At 66.6% G+C, this 16,705-nt stretch carries 17 protein-coding genes; all 17 read left to right on the forward strand.

Features of this window, described 5'->3' with window-relative positions; all coding sequences use genetic code 11:
• The coding region (locus tag B1A78_RS02045) for an FkbM family methyltransferase (protein WP_077145349.1) at positions 1–667 on the forward strand (667 nt) is incomplete at its 5' end.
• A gap of 17 nt (positions 668–684) precedes the next feature.
• A complete protein-coding gene (locus tag B1A78_RS02050; protein WP_077145350.1) occupies positions 685–1,821 on the forward strand; it encodes a glycosyltransferase in 1,137 nt (378 codons plus the stop codon).
• A complete protein-coding gene (locus B1A78_RS02055) occupies positions 1,818–2,834 on the forward strand; it encodes a glycosyltransferase (protein ID WP_144037636.1) in 1,017 nt (338 codons plus the stop codon). The genes B1A78_RS02050 and B1A78_RS02055 overlap by 4 nt, the downstream gene beginning before the upstream one ends.
• Positions 2,831–3,925 (forward strand): glycosyltransferase family 4 protein, encoded by a 1,095-nt coding sequence (locus B1A78_RS02060; RefSeq protein ID WP_077145352.1) that lies wholly within the window; start codon positions 2,831–2,833, stop codon positions 3,923–3,925. Before B1A78_RS02055 ends, B1A78_RS02060 begins: the two co-directional genes overlap by 4 nt.
• A gap of 4 nt (positions 3,926–3,929) precedes the next feature.
• Positions 3,930–4,928, forward strand: a complete 999-nt coding sequence (locus B1A78_RS02065) for a GDP-mannose 4,6-dehydratase (protein WP_077145353.1) — start codon at positions 3,930–3,932, stop codon at positions 4,926–4,928.
• An 8-nt stretch (positions 4,929–4,936) separates the two neighbouring features.
• Entirely contained in the window at positions 4,937–6,340 is a 1,404-nt protein-coding gene (locus tag B1A78_RS02070; protein ID WP_077145354.1) for a hypothetical protein, read from the forward strand.
• Positions 6,337–7,431, forward strand: coding sequence for a glycosyltransferase (locus B1A78_RS02075; protein WP_077145355.1), 1,095 nt, complete (start codon positions 6,337–6,339; stop codon positions 7,429–7,431). The genes B1A78_RS02070 and B1A78_RS02075 overlap by 4 nt, the downstream gene beginning before the upstream one ends.
• A gap of 14 nt (positions 7,432–7,445) precedes the next feature.
• Positions 7,446–8,219: a glycosyltransferase family 2 protein gene (locus B1A78_RS02080; RefSeq protein WP_179101952.1), complete on the forward strand. Its 774-nt coding sequence runs from the start codon at positions 7,446–7,448 to the stop codon at positions 8,217–8,219.
• A gap of 20 nt (positions 8,220–8,239) precedes the next feature.
• A complete protein-coding gene (locus tag B1A78_RS02085; protein ID WP_218667923.1) occupies positions 8,240–9,166 on the forward strand; it encodes an NAD-dependent epimerase/dehydratase family protein in 927 nt (308 codons plus the stop codon).
• On the forward strand, positions 9,163–10,161 hold the full coding sequence (locus B1A78_RS02090; RefSeq protein ID WP_077145357.1) for a hypothetical protein: 999 nt from the start codon (positions 9,163–9,165) through the stop codon (positions 10,159–10,161). The genes B1A78_RS02085 and B1A78_RS02090 overlap by 4 nt, the downstream gene beginning before the upstream one ends.
• 81 nt (positions 10,162–10,242) lie before the next feature.
• Positions 10,243–11,304, forward strand: a complete 1,062-nt coding sequence (locus B1A78_RS02095) for a Gfo/Idh/MocA family protein (RefSeq protein WP_077145358.1) — start codon at positions 10,243–10,245, stop codon at positions 11,302–11,304.
• Positions 11,304–11,867: an acyltransferase gene (locus tag B1A78_RS02100; RefSeq protein ID WP_077145359.1), complete on the forward strand. Its 564-nt coding sequence runs from the start codon at positions 11,304–11,306 to the stop codon at positions 11,865–11,867. Before B1A78_RS02095 ends, B1A78_RS02100 begins: the two co-directional genes overlap by 1 nt.
• A complete protein-coding gene (locus B1A78_RS02105; protein ID WP_077145393.1) occupies positions 11,864–12,979 on the forward strand; it encodes a DegT/DnrJ/EryC1/StrS aminotransferase family protein in 1,116 nt (371 codons plus the stop codon). Before B1A78_RS02100 ends, B1A78_RS02105 begins: the two co-directional genes overlap by 4 nt.
• An 8-nt stretch (positions 12,980–12,987) precedes the next feature.
• On the forward strand, positions 12,988–13,680 hold the full coding sequence (locus B1A78_RS02110) for an acyltransferase (protein ID WP_077145360.1): 693 nt from the start codon (positions 12,988–12,990) through the stop codon (positions 13,678–13,680).
• A complete protein-coding gene (locus B1A78_RS02115; RefSeq protein WP_077145361.1) occupies positions 13,677–14,267 on the forward strand; it encodes an acyltransferase in 591 nt (196 codons plus the stop codon). Before B1A78_RS02110 ends, B1A78_RS02115 begins: the two co-directional genes overlap by 4 nt.
• Positions 14,268–14,272: 5 nt before the next feature.
• On the forward strand, positions 14,273–16,090 hold the full coding sequence (gene asnB, locus B1A78_RS02120; RefSeq protein ID WP_077145362.1) for an asparagine synthase (glutamine-hydrolyzing): 1,818 nt from the start codon (positions 14,273–14,275) through the stop codon (positions 16,088–16,090).
• Positions 16,087–16,698 carry an imidazole glycerol phosphate synthase subunit HisH gene (gene hisH / locus B1A78_RS02125; RefSeq protein ID WP_077145363.1) on the forward strand — a complete coding sequence of 204 codons (612 nt, stop codon included), beginning with the start codon at positions 16,087–16,089 and terminating at the stop codon, positions 16,696–16,698. The genes asnB and hisH overlap by 4 nt, the downstream gene beginning before the upstream one ends.
• Positions 16,699–16,705: the final 7 nt, after the last annotated feature.

Genomic DNA, 16,705 nt, shown 5'->3' on the forward strand with positions numbered 1-16,705 from the left:
CAATGTCTATTTCGGCCTCCACGAATTCGCCGACATGGGTTTTGTCCTGCACATGCTGCGTCCCGCCGACCTGTTCGTCGATATCGGCGCCAATATCGGCAGCTTCACCATTCTAGCGGCGAAGGTGTCGGGCGCCGACGTCATCGCCTTCGAACCCGACAGCAACACGGTCGCGACGCTCGAACGCAATATCGCCGCCAATGAGGTCGGAGGCCGGGTCGAGGTGCATACAAGCGCGCTCGGCGACCGCGAGCAGGAGCTGTGGTTCACGAGCGGCATGGACACCATCAACCATGTCGCCGACGACGATACGCCGGGTGCGGTTCGCGTCCATGGCACGACGCTCGACACCGTGCTCGCCGGGCGCGCGCCGCTGCTGATCAAGATCGACGTCGAGGGCCATGAGCCTGCGGTCATCGCGGGAGCACAAAAGACCCTGGCCTCGCCCGACCTCAAGGCGGTCGAGGTCGAGACGGTGACGCAGGACATCGCCGACATGCTGACCGCGCATGGCTTTGCGCAGCGCCATTATGATCCGTTCACGCGGCGATTGTCGCAGGCGCCCGTGCATGCCGCGAACAACAGCCTCTATGTCCGCGACGAAGCCTTTGTCGCGGACCGGATCGAGAAGGCGGCGCCGGTCGACGTCTATGGGATCGCCGTCTAGGCACCCCGCGCCCGACCATGAAAATCCTCTATATCCAATATGCCAATCCGGGAGCCTTTCCCGCCGCGATGCGCGCCGGGCGCTTGTGGCGTGCCGAAGGGCATGCGGTACGCTACCTGGGGGTGGGGTTCGGCGATGTCGATCCGCTGGCGGTCGCGAGCGATCTTGCGGGCAGCTGCGACTGGGTCTCGTTCGGCAGGCTGACGCCGGTGCGCTTCGCGGCGCGCGCGGCTTCGCTTGTTGCCGACTGGAAACCCGACTGGCTCTATATCGCTGACGCAACCGCCGCGCTGCTCTGCGCGCCGCTACGCCTGCTCCATCGTGGCGGCATTGTCTATCATGAGCATGACTCGCCGATCGACGGCGCCTCGGCCCGGCTGCGTGCCGAGTGGAAGGGGCGCAATGCGATGGCGCGGCGCGCCGACGCTGTCGTCCTGCCCAATGCCGATCGCGCGGCGCTGCTCGCGGCCGATGCGCGCCTGCCGTCGGGCGAGCTGCCGATCATCGCCTGGAACACGCCCTGCCGCGAAGAGGTCGGGCCGCCGCGCGCCGCCGCCGCGGCCGCCGCCGGAGGAGCGGTGCGCATCGTTTATGCCGGGTCGATCAACGTCCAGCGCGTCCCGCTGGCGCTGATCGATGCGCTGGCGGCGGTGCCGGGCATCGAATTGACCGTGATCGGTTACGAGACTGTCTCGTCGCGCGGCCATTGCGACCGACTGCGCGCGCATGCCGCGAGCCTCGGCTGTGCCGACCGGCTGCTGTTCCGCGGGGCCATGCCGTATCACGACCTGCTGACCGCGCTGCAGGATTACGACGTGACCTTCGCCGCATTGCCCGTGGATGGGCGTGACCTGAACCTGCGCCATATGGCGGGCGCATCGAACAAGACGTTTGACGCCATCGGTCAGGGACTGGCACTCATCGTCGGTCCGGGCCGCGACTGGCGCGACATGTTCGTCGAGCCCGGTTTCGCGGTTGCCTGCGACCCCGATGACGCCGTCTCGATAGCCGAGGCCTTTCGCCGCCTCGGTGCCGACCGCGACGCGGTGCGCGCGATGGGCGAGCGCGCGCGCCAGCGGATGATCGCCGACTGGGCCTATGACGAGCAATTCCGCCCCGTGATGCAGCGCATGGGCGCCGGGGGTGCGTCGTGAGGATATTGACCCCGGTCAGCGGCAACCCCTGGGCGGTGCCCGATTGCTATTACCAGGGCCTCGTGCGTGCGGGCGCCGATGTCAGGGCCTATGACATCGGCGAGGCGCCGGTTTCGCTGTTCGGGCGCCTCATGCGGCGCGTGCGGCGGTTCGCGGGGTCCGAGGCGGCACAGAAGCTGGAAGCGGCGGTCGCGGCGGCGAGGCCCGACGTGCTGATCGTCTTCAAGGGCGTCGATTATCCCCCTTCCCTGCTGCGCAAGATCGCGGCGCAGGGAATCAAGATGGTCAATTACAGCCCCGACCATCCCTTCCGCTTCTTTCTCGCCGGCGCGGGCAACGCGAATGTGCGCGACAGCATTTCGGTCTATGACCTCTACCTGACCTTTAGCGGCCCGATCGCGCAGGAGATGGCCGAGGCCTATCCGGACACAAAGGTCGGCGTGATCGCCTTCGGCCACGCGGTCGACGACGCCCTGTACGAAGAAATCGCCACCGAACCCGAAGTGCTGCGCGGCTGTTTCAACGCCAATCCCGACGAGGATCGCGCGGCGGCGGTGCGCCTGCTGACCGAAAATGGCGTCGCCATGGATTTGTTCGGCTGGGGTTGGGAGAAATTCGTGTCGCCGGGGCCGATGCTGGGCATCTATCCGGTCGAGCAGGGCGTCGACATGCTGCGCATCCTGCGGCGCTACCGTTTCCAGCTCAACATGTTCCGTCCGCACAATGAAGGGTCGCATAATTTGCGCAGTTTTGAAGTGCCCGCCGTGGGCGGTATCCTGCTCGCGCCCGACAGCCCCGAACATCGCAGCTTCTTCGCCGCCGACCGCGACGCCCTTTATTTCTCCAGCCCCGCCGAAATGCTGGCGCAGGCACAGAAACTGCTCGCGATGCCGGCAGTCGAGGCGGGGGTTGTGCGGAGCGCGGCACGGCGGCGGGTGGTAGAAATCGGGTCGCATTTCGACGATCGCGCGCGCGCGATGCTGGCGGCGATCGAGGATCGGGTGACGGTATGAACATCGCTTTCCTGACCCCCGGCGCCTTCGGGCTCAAGAACGGCAATGGCGGCATCGGCCTGTATAACCGCGACATCGTCGATGCGATCGTCGAGGCCTTTCCCGGCGCCGAGGTCACCCTGCTCCAGCGGTTGCTCGACCCGCCGCCGCATCACCTCCCGCCACGGACGCGGGTGGTCGAAAGCGCGGCGGGCGGCAAGCCGCGCTTTGCGCTCGCGATCCTGCGCGAGATGCTGGTGTCACGCTATGACATCGTCATCTGCGCCCATATCAATTTCCTCGGCTTCGCGCGCCTGCTCGCGCGCCGGAACAACTGTCCGCTGGTGCTGATCGTGTACGGGATCGACGTGTGGGACCCGCTGCCCAAGCATATCCCCGATCTAAAGACGTGCGATGCGATCTGGTCCATCAGCCAGATCACCACCGACCGGATGAACGCCTGGGCCGCGCTGCCCGCGAGCGACTATGTCCAGCTGCCGAACGCGATCCGGCTCGAACGCTATGCGATGGGGCCGAAGCCTGCCGACCTCGTCGAGAAATGGGGCCTGGCCGGCAAGCGCATCGTCATGACGCTCGCGCGGCTCCCCGGGCGCGACCGGCACAAGGGCGTCGACGAGATGCTCGAGATTCTGCCCGGCCTGCTCGAGAAGCACCCCGACATTCACTATGTCGTCGCGGGCGACGGCCCCGACCGCGCGCGGCTCGAAGCCAAGGCACGCGACTTGGGCGTCGACGAGGATAGCACCTTCATGGGCTTCGTCCCTGAGGACCGGAAGGCCGACATCTTCCGTCTCGGCGACGTCTTTGCCCTGCCCGGTCGCGGCGAAGGCTTTGGCTTCGTGTTCCTCGAGGCGGCCGCCTGTGGCGTCCCCTGCGTCGGCAGCAAGGTCGACGGCAGCCGCGAGGCATTGCGCGACGGGATGCTCGGCGCGCTGATCGATCCTGACGATCTGGGCGAGATCGCCGACGCCGTCTCGCACGCGCTTGCAAAGCCCAAGGAAATACCGGAAGGACTGGATTACTTCAGCTGGCCGCATTTCGTCGCGCGCCTGAAAACCGCGGTCGAGGCCGCGATGGCGGGGCCAAGGTAGAGACGTGAGCAAATCTGCCCTCATCTGCGGAATCAGCGGCCAGGACGGCAGCCTGCTGGCGCGGCACCTGCTGTCGCTCGGCTATCGCGTCGCGGGCACGTCTCGCGACGGCGACATGATGCGCGCGACCAATCTCGATCTGCTCGGCATCCGAGACCGAGTGAGCATCTATTCGATGGCGACCGCCGATTTCCGCTCTATCATCCAGACGATCGACCGGCTCGACATCGACGAAATCTATAATCTGTCGGGGCAGAGTTCGGTCGGCCTGTCGTTCGACCAGCCCGTCGAGACGATGGACAGCATCGCGGGCGCGACGCTGACCCTGCTCGAGGCGATCCGCTTCCTCGGGCGCCCGCTGCGGTTCTACAACGCCGGGTCGAGCGAATGTTTCGGCGATATCGGCGACGCGCCGGCGGACGAAAATACCCCGTTCAAGCCGCGCAGCCCCTATGCGGTGGCAAAGGCGACCGCGCACTGGACCGTCGCCAATTACCGCGAAGCCTATGGCCTGTTCGCCTGCACCGGGATCCTGTTCAACCATGAATCGCCGCTGCGCCCGGCGCGCTTCGTGACGCAGAAGATCGCCCGCGCCGCTCACGCTATCGCGCAGGGCGACCAGCGGCGGCTGTCGCTCGGCAATCTCGACATCTGGCGCGACTGGGGCTGGGCGAGCGAATATGTCGAGGCGATGCACCTGATGATGCAGCAGGACGAGCCCGACGATTATATCGTGTCGACGGGCCAGTCGGTATCGCTGCGCGATTTCGTCGCTGCGGCCTTCGCCGCGGTGGATCTAGACTGGCAGGACCATGTCGACATCGACGAGAGCCTGTTCCGTCCGACCGACCTGCGCTTCAGCGGCGCGGTTGCTGCCAAGGCGCGCGAGCGACTCGGCTGGCAGGCGCGGGTGCGCGGCACCGAGGTCGCAGGGCGGCTTGTCGCGGCCTGCGGCGACAATATAGCCGCCACGCTCGACGCGGCGCGCGCCGACGGGCAATAGGGTCGACGATGCTGTTCGAATCCCCCGAAACGACGATTCTCTTCTGGCTCGTGGTCGCGGCCGCGACGATGTTCGTCGTGCTGTCCCACACGATCCGCTCGCCGAAGGGTACGCTAGGCTTTCCGATGGCGATGATGTTCGCGCTGGCGATCGTGCACATCGCGGCGTTCGTGCACCTGATTCCCGGCTATTTCCATCAATATGACCCCTATCTCAATATGATCGGCTATACGCGCGTGTCGGTCGCCAAGGGGTTGCAGGTGTCGACGATCGGCTTCGTCATGATGGCGCTCGGAATCTGGCTGATGTCCTATCTGGGCGATAGCTATCGGATCGATTTCGACCGCAAGCGGATTCCCGCGCTCTTCCTGCGTCTGGCACAACGGTTGATGCTGCTCGTCGGGCTGGTCTTCTTTTTCGGCATCACCTTCGTCCCCGCGATCGCCGAAATCCCGACGATCGGCGCCGTTATCGTCAGCGGCAAGAACCTGCTCGTCGTCGCGCTCTGTCTCGCGGTGCTGCGACGCTCCTGGCTCAACGAAGGGCTGCAATATTGGCAGATCGGCGCGATCACGGTGATGATCCCGATCGCCAACCTGCTCGGCAACGCCATCCTTGCCGATGCGGTCGCGGCGGTGATCATCATCGCCTGTTTCTGGCTTGCGATTGCGGGCCGCCGCCTCGGCATCGGGCGCGTCCTCGTCACGATCATCCTGTCAGGCTATATCTTCCTTTACCTGTCGACCAATTATCTGCTCGTGCGCGGTCAGTTCCGCGAGGTGGTGTGGGAGCCGACATCGACGCTGTCCGAACGCGTTGATGGGCTGGTCGATGCAATCAGCCAGTTCGGCCCACTGTCGAGCGACGATGCAAAGCAGCTCTATGTGCTCGATTCGCGTCTCGATCAGAGTATCTACACGGGCATGGCGGTCGAGAAATTCGAGGCGCAGCCCGACACGTTCGAGAATGGGTCGACTCTGCTCGCCGGCCTCTTCGCCTTCGTCCCGCGCGCGATCTGGACCAACAAGCCGGTGCGCGGCGGATCGCAGTTCGTGAGCGAGCATACGGGCTATAATGCAAGCGCCGAAACGACCTTCGGCATCGGGCCATTTTTCGAGTTCTACGCCAATTTCGCGATGTTCGGGGTCGTCGTCTTCTCGCTTTTGATGGGCATGTTCGTCCGCTATCTCGACATGCGCGCCTTTCGCGCGCTCGCCGAGGGACGCATGGCCGAGGCGGTTCCGCTGATGTCGGGCCTCGTCGCGTTCATCCAGCCGCTTGCCAACGCGAGCAGCCTCTTTTCGACCTTCTATGCGTCGCTGATCATCGGCTTCATCATCGTCAAGGTCATGGAGCGCTACCTCGACGTCCGGCTGTTCGCCGAGGAACAGGCGCGAACGAAGAGGGTATGACGCGGCTCCTGCTGACCAATCCCAGTTTCCGGCTCGAACATGGCGGTCCGGCCTATTCGGTCGGGCGCCTCGCCGGGGCGCTTGCGGCGCTGGGGCACGATGTCACCGTATGGGCCGCCGACGGCAGCGCCGACCGCGTCGCAGCGATGGATCCGAGTGGAAGCGTCAAGATCGCCGCCGGTACGCTCGGCGAGGTGCTGGCATTACAGCGCTGGGACATCGTCCACGATAACGGGCTGTGGCTGCCCTATGGGGCGCAGATCGCGCGTCATTGCCACGCGCATGCGATCCCCCGCCTGCTGAGCGTCAGGGGGATGATGCAGCCCTGGGCCTGGCAGCATCGCCGCTGGAAGAAGCGCCTTGCCTGGGCGCTCTACCAGAAGCGCGGGGTCGAAAGCGCGGCGCGGCTGCACGCCACCGCCGACGACGAGGTTGCGCGGATCCGTGAGCGCTATCCCGACCGGCACCCGCTGCTGATCGCCAACGGCATCGATATCCCCGACCAGCCTGCACGCACGGCCAAGGCGGAGGGTGAAGTCCGGACCGCATTGTTCCTCGGCCGCATCCACCCCGTCAAAGGGTTGGCGATGCTCGTCGATGCCTGGGCGCAGGTGCGGCCCGTGGGATGGCGGCTGCAACTCGTGGGTCCCGACGAGGAAGGGTTTCGCGCGCAGCTCGAGGCGCAGATCGCCGGGCATGGGCTAACCGACGAAGTCGCGATTGCAGGCCCGGCGAGCGGTGCCGCCAAAAGCGCATTCTACGACGCCGCGTCGCTGTTCCTGCTGCCCAGCTATACCGAGAATTTCGGCATTTCGGCGGCCGAGGCGCTCGCGCACGCGATCCCGGTAATCACGACGACCGGAACGCCCTGGCAGGTCCTCGAAACCGAAAGCTGCGGCTGGTGGGTCGCGCCCGAGACCGCTGCGATCGCGGGTGCGCTGTCCGATGCGACCGCGCGTGCCGACGCCGAACTGGTCACAATGGGTGCGACGGGCCGTTCATGGGTTGCCGACAACCTGCACTGGCCCGCCATTGCCAAGCAGTTTGCCGATGCCTATGCCGACGCCATAGCCAGCCCCGCGCCGGCTTGATCAGGGGATATTCGTTGGCTGTTCCGGGCGTGCGTTTTTCGATCGTCACCGTCTGCTATAATCCCGGCGAGACGATCCTGGCATGCCTGCGCTCGGTCGCCGAGCAGGGTTATCCGCATATCGAACATATCGTCATCGACGGCGCCTCGCCTGACGGCACCGCCGACCGCATCGCCGCGCTCGACTGGTTCAAGGGCAAGCTGGTGTCGGAACCCGACAAGGGCATCTATGACGCGATGAACAAGGGCGTCGCGCTCGCGACCGGCGAGTATGTCGGTTTCCTCAATGCCGACGACTGGCTCGGCGATCCCGACGCCATCGCCCGGCTCGCCGAGGCTGCGACGGCGCATCCCGGGGCCGATGCGGTGCAGGGCGATGTCGTGATCGTCGATCCCGACAAGCCCGGACGCCAGCGCTATTATTCGGGCGCGGGCAACTGGAGCCGCCGCCTGCGCTGGGGCCAGATGCCCCCGCACCCCGGTTTCTACATGCGTACCGACCTGTTCCGCGAGATGGGCGGTTTTGCGACCGACTACCGGATCGCGGCCGATTACGACCTGATGCTGCGCTTCTTCTGCACCGCCGGGCGCGAGGCGGTGCATGTTGCCGCCCCGATCGTCACCATGGCGACGGGCGGTATATCGAACCAGGGGTTGCAGAGCCGCAAGATCATCAATCGCGAGATCGGCGTCGCGTGCAAGCGCAACGGGGTGAAGACCAATTCGCTGATGATCTGGTCGAAATATCTCACCAAGATCTTCCAATATTGGCCGCGCCGGACCGCGTGATGAGCGGCGGAGCGACCCTTGTGACCGGCGCCAACGGCTTCGTCGGGGCCGAGGTGGTGCGCCAGCTGCGCGCGGAGGGTGTGCCGGTACGCCTTGCGGTGCGCAACGCGACGGGCGCTGCCGATGAAGTTGCGGTGGGCGACATCGGCGCCGACACCGACTGGGGCGCGGCGCTCGCGGGTGTCGACCGCGTGATCCACTGCGCGGCACGCGTCCACCAGATGGACGACCGCGTCGCCGACCCGCTCGCCGCCTTTCGCAGCGTCAATCGCGACGGCAGCGCGGCGCTGGCGCGGCAGGCCGCAGCCGCCGGCGTGACGCGGCTCGTCTTCCTGAGTTCGATCAAGGTCAATGGCGAGACCACGAGCGGCCGTCCGCCCTTCTCGGCCGACGACTCGCCCGCGCCGCAGGACCCCTATGGCCAGTCGAAGTGGGAGGCCGAACAGGTGCTCCATGCCATCGCTGGCGAAACCGCGCTCGAGGTCGCGATTATCCGTCCGCCGCTCGTCTATGGCCCGGGCGTGCGCGCCAATTTCGCGCGCATGGTTTCGTGGGTCGCGCGCGGGCGCCCCCTGCCCTTCGGCCTTTGTGCCAACCAGCGCAGCCTCGTCGCGGTGACCAATCTTGCGTCGCTGGCGATCGCGGCGAGCCGCCATCCGGCGGCCGCAGGCGCAACGCTGATGGCGAGCGATGGCGAAAGCGTCAGCGTTCGCGACCTGCTCGCTCGGATCGGCACCGCCTATGGCCGTCCGGCGCGGCTGCTCCCGGTGCCCGTGGCGCTGCTGCGGCTGCTGGGCAGCCTGACCGGCCAGCGCGCGGCGATCGACCGGCTGTGCGACCCGCTGCTCGTCGAAGGCGGACCGACGCGGCAATTGCTCGGCTGGCATGCGCCGGTGACGATGGCCGACGAGCTGGCGAATATGGCGGCGGCGGAGCGGCGCGCATGATCGACACCGGCCTTGCGCTGACCGCGATCTGCCTGATCGCGACGCTGATGCTGCTCAGCCTCTATGTCGACTGGGCGAAGGGGCGGATGGTCGATACCCCCAACGAACGCAGCGCGCATGTCGTCGCGACCCCGACCGGCGGCGGGATCGTGTTCCTGTCGGTGTGGATCGCGATGCTCGCCGCCGGGGCGCTGCTCGTCCCGTACCAGTTGGTGCCGGCGCTTGCGCTCGGGCCCGCCGTGTTGGGGCTGATGTGGCTCGGCTGGATCGACGATCGCACGCCATTGCCGACGACGCTGCGCTTTGCGGTGCAATTCGGCTCGGCGGGGTTGTTCCTGCTGCTCTGGCCCTGGCCGCCGCTGCCCGAGCCACTGTCCGAGGCCTGGTTCTGGCCGCTCGCGGTCGTCGCGCTGCTCTATCTTGTCTATTCGGCGAATATCACCAATTTCATGGACGGCATCGACGGGATCGTCGCGCTCCAGATTCTGGCCTTTGTCGCGGGGAGCGTGCTGATCCTGCCCCCCACCGTGCTGACCCTGCCGCTGTTGCTGCTCGGGGCGGCGGTGCTGGGTTTTTTCCTGTTCAACCGCCCGCCGGCGAAGCTGTTCATGGGCGACAGCGGCAGCGCGCCGCTCGGGCTCATCGTCGCGGCGGTCACGCTCGCGGTCGCGGCGTCGAACTGGCGCTTCGGGCTCGCGCTGCTGGTGCTGCAGGGCGTCTTCCTGTGCGACAGCGCGGTGACGCTGCTGCGCCGTTTCCTGCGCCGCCAGAATGTCACGCAGGCGCACAGCGAGCATGCCTATCAGCACGCCAAGCGCCGCTGGGGACACGCGAAGGTCAGTTACGCGCTGTTTGCGTTGACGATGCTCGTCCAATTGCCCGTCGCCTATGCCGTCGCCTGGCACCTGCTGCCCTTCTGGGTCGCGGCGATCGACCTTGTCCTCGTCGCGCTGCTCGCCGCCTTCTTCCGCGCCGGCACCGCGCGCACCGATTGATCTTTGGGCCCAGCTTGTCCATAGACGCCGGGAACCGGCCCGCGCCGCGACGGGGGAATGCAACAGGATGACCAAGACCCTATGACTGTTGCAAACCTGCCGATTACCGGCCGCCGCCAGCGTTTCGCGCTGGTCGGATGCGGGCGCATTTCCGGCCATCATTTCGCAGCGATCAAGGCGCATGCCGATCGCGCCGAAATCGTCGATGTCTGCGACGTCGATCCCGCTGCGCTTGCCAAGGCCGTTGAATGCACTGGCGCACGCGGTCACGCCTCGCTCACCGAGATGCTCGCCGCGACCGATGCCGATGCGGTGATCGTCACCACCCCCAGCGGGCTGCACCCGGCGCAGGTGATCGAGATCGCCGAATCCGGGCGCCACATCGTCTCCGAAAAGCCGATGGCGACGCGCTGGCAGGACGGGCTGCGCATGGTCGAGGCCTGCGAAAAGGCCGGGGTCCAGCTGTTCATCGTCAAGCAGAACCGCCGCAATGCGACGCTGCAACTGCTCAAGAGAGCGGTCGAAGGAGGGCGCTTCGGTCGCGTATACATGATCGCGGTGAACGTCTTCTGGACACGGCCGCAGGACTATTACGACAGCGCGGCGTGGCGCGGGACCTGGGAATATGACGGCGGCGCGCTGATGAACCAGGCGAGCCATTATGTCGACCTGCTCGACTGGCTCGGCGGCCCGATCGAGAGCCTGCACGCCTATACCGCGACGCTCGCGCGCAATATCGAGGTCGAGGATACGGCGGTGATGAATATCCGCTGGCGCTCGGGCGCGCTCGGGTCGATGAATGTCACGATGCTGACCTATCCCAAGAATCTCGAAGGCTCGATCACCATCCTCGGCGAAAAGGGCAGCGTGAAGGTCGGCGGGACCGCGCTCAACCGCATCGACGACTGGCAGTTCGACACACCGCACCCCGACGATGCCGAGGTCTCGGGCGCCTCCTATGACACGCCGTCGGTCTATGGCTTCGGGCACCAGCTTTATTACGACAATGTGCTCGACACGCTCGCCGGCACCGCCGTCGCTGCGACCGACGGGCGCGAGGGGCTGCGCAGCCTCGAGGTGCTGGTCGCCGCCTATCTCTCGGCACGCGATGGCAAGCGCGTTTCGCTGCCTCTGGATTACTGATGGCTGTCAAGATTCACGAAACCGCGATCGTCGATGCGGGGGCCGAGATCGGCGACGGGACCGCGATCTGGCACTGGGTCCATGTGTGCGGCACCGCGCGCATCGGCGCGGGCAGCTCGCTGGGACAGAATGTCTATGTCGGCAACCATGTGTCGATCGGCAACAATGTCCGCATCCAGAACGGCGTGTCGGTCTATGACGCCGTGACGTTGGAGGACGACGTCTTCTGCGGCCCCGCGATGGTCTTTACCAACGTCTACAACCCGCGCGCCGCAGTGCCACGCAAGGACGAATATCGCGAGACGCTCGTGCGCAGGGGCGCGACGCTCGGCGCGAACTGCACGATCGTGTGCGGCGTGACGATCGGCGAACATGGTTTTGTCGGCGCGGGCAGCGTCATCACGCGCGACGTGAAGCCCTATGCGCTGATGGTCGGGGTGCCGGCGCGGCAAATCGGCTGGATGTGCGAATGCGGCGTCCGGATCGAGGGTGACGGCGAGATAGCCTGCACGGCGTGCGACCGCGAATATCAGGTGAGCGACGAGGCATGCGCGCCGCGATGAGCGAGACGATCGAATTCAACGACCTCAAGGCGCAATATCGCAGCGTCAAGGCGTCGGTCGATGCGCGGATACAGGCGGTGCTCGACCATGGCCAATATATCATGGGGCCCGAGGTCGCCGAGCTCGAGGGCAAGCTCGCGGCCTATACCGGGGCGAAACATTGCATCGGCGTCGCGTCGGGAACCGAAGCGCTGCTGATCGCGCTGATGGCGCTGGGCATCGGGCGCGGCGACGAGGTCATCACGACCTCGGCGACCTTTGTCGCGACGGTCGAGGTCATCGCGCGGGTCGGCGGGACCCCGGTGTTCGTCGATATCGATCCCGCGACCTCGACGATCGACCCGTTGGCGGTGAAGGCGGCCATTAGCGACAAGACACGCGCGATTATCCCCGTCTCGCTCTATGGCCAATGCGCCGACATGGACGCGCTGAACGCCATCGCCGCGCCGCACGGCATCGCGGTGATCGAGGATGGCGCGCAGAGCTTCGGGTCGACGTACAAGGGACGGCGCAGCGGCAGCACGTCGGCCATCGGTTGCACCAGCTTTTTCCCCGCCAAGCCGCTCGGCTGTTACGGCGACGGCGGCGCGATCTTCTGCGACGACGACGCGCTCGCGCAGGCGTGCCGCGAGATCCGCGTCCATGGCCAGTCGCGCCGCTTCCATCACGATCGGATCGGGGTCGGCGGACGGCTCGACACGATCCAGGCGGCGGTGCTGCTCGCCAAGCTCGAAATCTTCGACGAGGAAGTCGCGCGCCGCCATGTGCTCGGCGCGCGCTATCTCGCTGCTTTTGCCGGCCACAATGCGCTCGAACTGCCGATGATCGCCGCCGACCGGACGAGCGTCTGGGGCTATTTTGCGCTCAAATCGCCGAACCGCGCTGCGATCCTCGCGGCGCTGACGGCGGCGGGCGTGCCGAGCGGAGTGCATTATCCCGAGCCGATGCATGTCCAGCCCGCCTTTGCCGGCGCATGCCGTATCGCGGGTGCGATGACCGAAACCGATCGCTGGGCGGCGCAGGTCTTCAGCCTGCCTATGCACGCCTATCTGACCGACGACGTGCAGGACCGCGTGATCGCCGCGGTGCTGGCGGGGGCCGGTTCGGCTTAGGGTCCGGGATGGGCCGCCTCCTCAACATGCAGCTGAGCTGGCCGGCGACGATCCTCGATCGGCTACGCCGGCTGTTCGAGGCGCATTGGCACCGGGTCGGCGGCGGGCGTTATTTCGTCGACACCGCGGGAACGCAGGTCGAGGTGCATTTCCGGATGTGGTTCGCGCAGAAAATCTTACGCCGCAACGCCGACGCCTATTGGCCGGTGCATCCGGCGACGCGGGTCCGCGGGGCACGCTTTACCGTGATCGGTGTCGAGACCTCGCCAGGGTGGAGCACCGGGTGCGAGATCGACGGGCGCGGCGGACTCTATATCGGCGATTACACACAGATCGCCCCCAACGTCCGGCTGCTGTCGCTGCCCGACGGCGCGGAGGCGCCGGCAGCGCCGATCGACTTTGCGACGAAGATCGGCCGTCACTGCCTGATCGCGATGAATGCGACGGTGGGCGCCGGGGTGCGCCTTGGCGATTTCACCATCGTCGGCGCCGGTGCGGTGGTCGCCGACAGTTTTCCCGAGGGCTATTGTGTTGTCGCCGGCAACCCCGCACGCATCGTCAAGCGGCTCGATCCCGCCGCGTGCGAGCACTGGCAGCGACCGAACGCCTATGTCGGCTACACGCCGCTTGCCCGGATTGGTGTCTTGCGCGACCGCAAGATCGATCCGGCGCTGTTCGACCGCATCTGGGGCGCCGCATGACCCGCACCGTCCCATGGAAGGCCCGCTTCGCGCAGCATGGGCTGGGGATCAACGGCGGCGCCTATTGGCCGATGCACCCCGCGAGCCAGCTCGACTATCCGAACCGCGTCCTGCTCGGGCGCGGCAGCTGGCCGGGGATAGAACCCTTTTGTTACGTCAGCGCCAATATGGGGATCGTGATCGGCGACGGCGTGTCGGTCGGACGCAGCGTCGGCCTGATCAGCGGCAATCACGACCCGGTACGGCTCACCGACTATCTCGAAGGGCCGCCGCTAGTGATCGGCGATCATTGCGTCATTGAGGAGGGCTGCACGATCCTGCCCGGCGTCGAGCTTGCCGATTTCTGCATCGTGACGCGCGGCAGCGTGGTCACCCGCTCGTGCTTCGAACCGCGATCGATCCTGTCGGGCAATCCGGCGAAAATCGTCGGCACCCACGATCGCCCCGTCCCGGTTATCGCGGCGGATGCCCGGCACGGCTATGTCGCCGCGCGCGATTTCGCCGATTTCGCGCGCCGCAATCTGCGCCATCAGTTTCTCGGCCGCTTCGCCGCCGCCTTTACCTCGCCGCGCGCGGAAGGTAGCTGAACCGCATGTGCGGCTGGGGTCTATTGGCAAATCGCGACGGGCGGCCCGTCGAGCGCGCGCCGTTGCAGGCGATGGCCGATGCGGTCGCGCATCGCGGCCCCGATTCCGAAGGCATCGTCCCGCTCGGTCCGGTCGGCCTCGCGCACCGCCGGCTCGCGGTGATCGACGTCGCCGACCGCTCGAACCAGCCGATGCGCGACGGCGACAACTGGCTGCTGTTCAACGGCGCCATCTATAATTTCCCCGAATTGCGCGGCGAGCTCGAGGCGCTGGGGCATGTCTTTCACACACGCTCGGACACCGAGGTGCTGCTCCACGCGCTCGACCAATGGTGGATCGACGCGTTGCCGCGGCTACGCGGCATGTTCTCCTTTGCCTATCATGATGCGCGGCGGCAGAAGATGCTGCTCGGGCGCGATCGCTTCGGGATCAAGCCGCTCTGCTACCATCTCTCAGACCGCGTCTTGCTCGCCGGGTCGGAGGCGAAGCAGCTGCTCGCGACGGGCCTCGTCGACAGCGCCCCCGACCATGACATGCTGCGCCGCTTCCTCGAATATGGGCAGCTCAACACCGGCGAACGCAGTTTCTTCGCGGGCATCAAGGCCCTGCCGCCCGGCTATTTCGCGACCTACGACCTCGCCAGCCGCGAATTTGCGACGGCGCGCTGGTACGATCTCGCGGCGCATATCGAGCCGCTCGATATGCGCTATGCCGACGCGCGCGACCAGCTCCGCGCGCTGTTCGCAGAGGCGGTGCGCTCGCATCATGTCGCCAATGTCCCGCTCGGCGCCAGCCTGTCGGGCGGGGTCGACAGTTCCTCGATCGCCGCAGCGAGCGCCGGGGTTGTCGGCGATCCCGCGCAATTTCCCGTCTTCACCGTCTTTCACGCCGATCGCCATCACGACGAGCGCGGCTTCGCGGCTCAGGTCGCCCGGCGCTTCGGCTATCGGCAGGTCGAGGTGCCGGTGTCGCTGCCCGACTATTACACCCCCGAATGGCTCGAAGTCTTTGCCTGGGCGCAGGACCAGCCGCTGCCCAGCGGCAGCCATTTCAACGAGCATGCGCTGTTCCGCGCCGCGCATGCCGAGGGGGTGACGGTGATGCTCGACGGTCAGGGCGCCGACGAATATTTCGGCGGCTATGGCGAATTCTGGCTCGCAGCGCAGCGCGAGGCGATCGGCGCGGGCCGCCTCGGCGAGGCCTGGCGGAATTTTCGCGGCCGCGGCCTGTCGACCGGCGACGGCCTGCCCCTCGTCCTGCGCAAATATCTCGCCGCAGGGCGGGCATCCGACCGGCTGATTTCGCCGCTGATGGCGGGGATGTGGCGCGGGGCCGGCGCCGAGACTTATACGCCCGTCGCGCCGCCGACGCGCTACAAGCCGCTGGCGCTCGACGAACTCACGCGCACCAGCATCCCGTACCAGCTCCATTCGCAGGACCGCAACGCGATGCAGTTCGGCATCGAGTCGCGCGTGCCTTTCCTCGACCATCGACTGGTCGAATTCGTAATGCGGCTGCCGACGCGCTTCCTCGTCGGAAGGGGCTGGCAGAAGCTGATCCTGCGCGACGCGATGGACGAACTGCCCGATGCGGTGCGCTGGCGCCGCGACAAGATCGGCTTTTCCTCGCCCGACGCGAGCTTTGGCCGCGACTATCCCGAGCGCATGGCGGCGATGACCGACGATGCATTGGCCGTCCTGCGCCCGCTGCTCGACGTTTCCACGCTCGGGGACCGCATCGCCGCTTCGACGCGTTACGATCCGGCGCATTTCCGGCTGATCAGCCTCGCCGCCTGGGTGCGGCGTTTTGCGGTGTCCTTATGATCACGATCGTCGACTATGACGCGGGCAACCCGCGATCGATCATCAACATGCTGCAATATCTTGGCCATCGCGCCGAGTTGACGGGCGATCCCGACCGGGTCGCGCGCGCCGAGCGGCTGATCCTGCCCGGCGTCGGGAAGTTCGACTGGGGCATGCAGAGGCTTCACGACAAGGGGCTGTCAAAGCCGCTCCGTGAGGCGGTCGAGCGCCGCAGGGTGCCGATGCTCGGCATCTGCCTCGGCGCGCAATTGCTGACGCGTGGCAGCGCGGAGGGCGAACTCCCCGGCTTTGGTTGGGTCGCCGCAGAGACCGTCGCCTTCGACCGCGTGCGTCTCGACGCGCGGCTTAAGGTCCCGCATATCGGATGGGCCGACACGACATGGAACGCCGGGCACCGGATGGCGCTCGATACCCCTGATGCGCGCTATTATTATGTCCATAGTTTCCACATCGCCTGCGACGATCCGGCGACCGAACTGTGCAGCGCGGTCCACGGCTATCGCTTCGCCGCCGGGGTCGAAAAGGACAATGTCTTCGGTGTCCAGTTCCATCCCGAAAAGAGCCTGTCGTTCGGCATGGCGGTGCTCGATCGCTTCGCGGGACTCTGACACCATG

It is taken from the genome of Sphingopyxis sp. KK2 (assembly GCF_001990265.1).
In the GTDB taxonomy this organism is placed as follows: domain Bacteria; phylum Pseudomonadota; class Alphaproteobacteria; order Sphingomonadales; family Sphingomonadaceae; genus Sphingopyxis.

Coding starts and splice junctions, on each gene's coding strand:
- B1A78_RS02090 (WP_077145357.1), top strand. CDS start 9,163: ATGATCGACACCGGCCTTGCGCTGACCGCGATCTGCCTGATCGCGACG.
- B1A78_RS02075 (WP_077145355.1), top strand. CDS start 6,337: ATGACGCGGCTCCTGCTGACCAATCCCAGTTTCCGGCTCGAACATGGC.
- hisH (WP_077145363.1), top strand. CDS start 16,087: ATGATCACGATCGTCGACTATGACGCGGGCAACCCGCGATCGATCATC.
- asnB (WP_077145362.1), top strand. CDS start 14,273: ATGTGCGGCTGGGGTCTATTGGCAAATCGCGACGGGCGGCCCGTCGAG.
- B1A78_RS02100 (WP_077145359.1), top strand. CDS start 11,304: ATGGCTGTCAAGATTCACGAAACCGCGATCGTCGATGCGGGGGCCGAG.
- B1A78_RS02105 (WP_077145393.1), top strand. CDS start 11,864: ATGAGCGAGACGATCGAATTCAACGACCTCAAGGCGCAATATCGCAGC.
- B1A78_RS02095 (WP_077145358.1), top strand. CDS start 10,243: ATGACTGTTGCAAACCTGCCGATTACCGGCCGCCGCCAGCGTTTCGCG.
- B1A78_RS02050 (WP_077145350.1), top strand. CDS start 685: ATGAAAATCCTCTATATCCAATATGCCAATCCGGGAGCCTTTCCCGCC.
- B1A78_RS02070 (WP_077145354.1), top strand. CDS start 4,937: ATGCTGTTCGAATCCCCCGAAACGACGATTCTCTTCTGGCTCGTGGTC.
- B1A78_RS02110 (WP_077145360.1), top strand. CDS start 12,988: ATGGGCCGCCTCCTCAACATGCAGCTGAGCTGGCCGGCGACGATCCTC.
- B1A78_RS02060 (WP_077145352.1), top strand. CDS start 2,831: ATGAACATCGCTTTCCTGACCCCCGGCGCCTTCGGGCTCAAGAACGGC.
- B1A78_RS02115 (WP_077145361.1), top strand. CDS start 13,677: ATGACCCGCACCGTCCCATGGAAGGCCCGCTTCGCGCAGCATGGGCTG.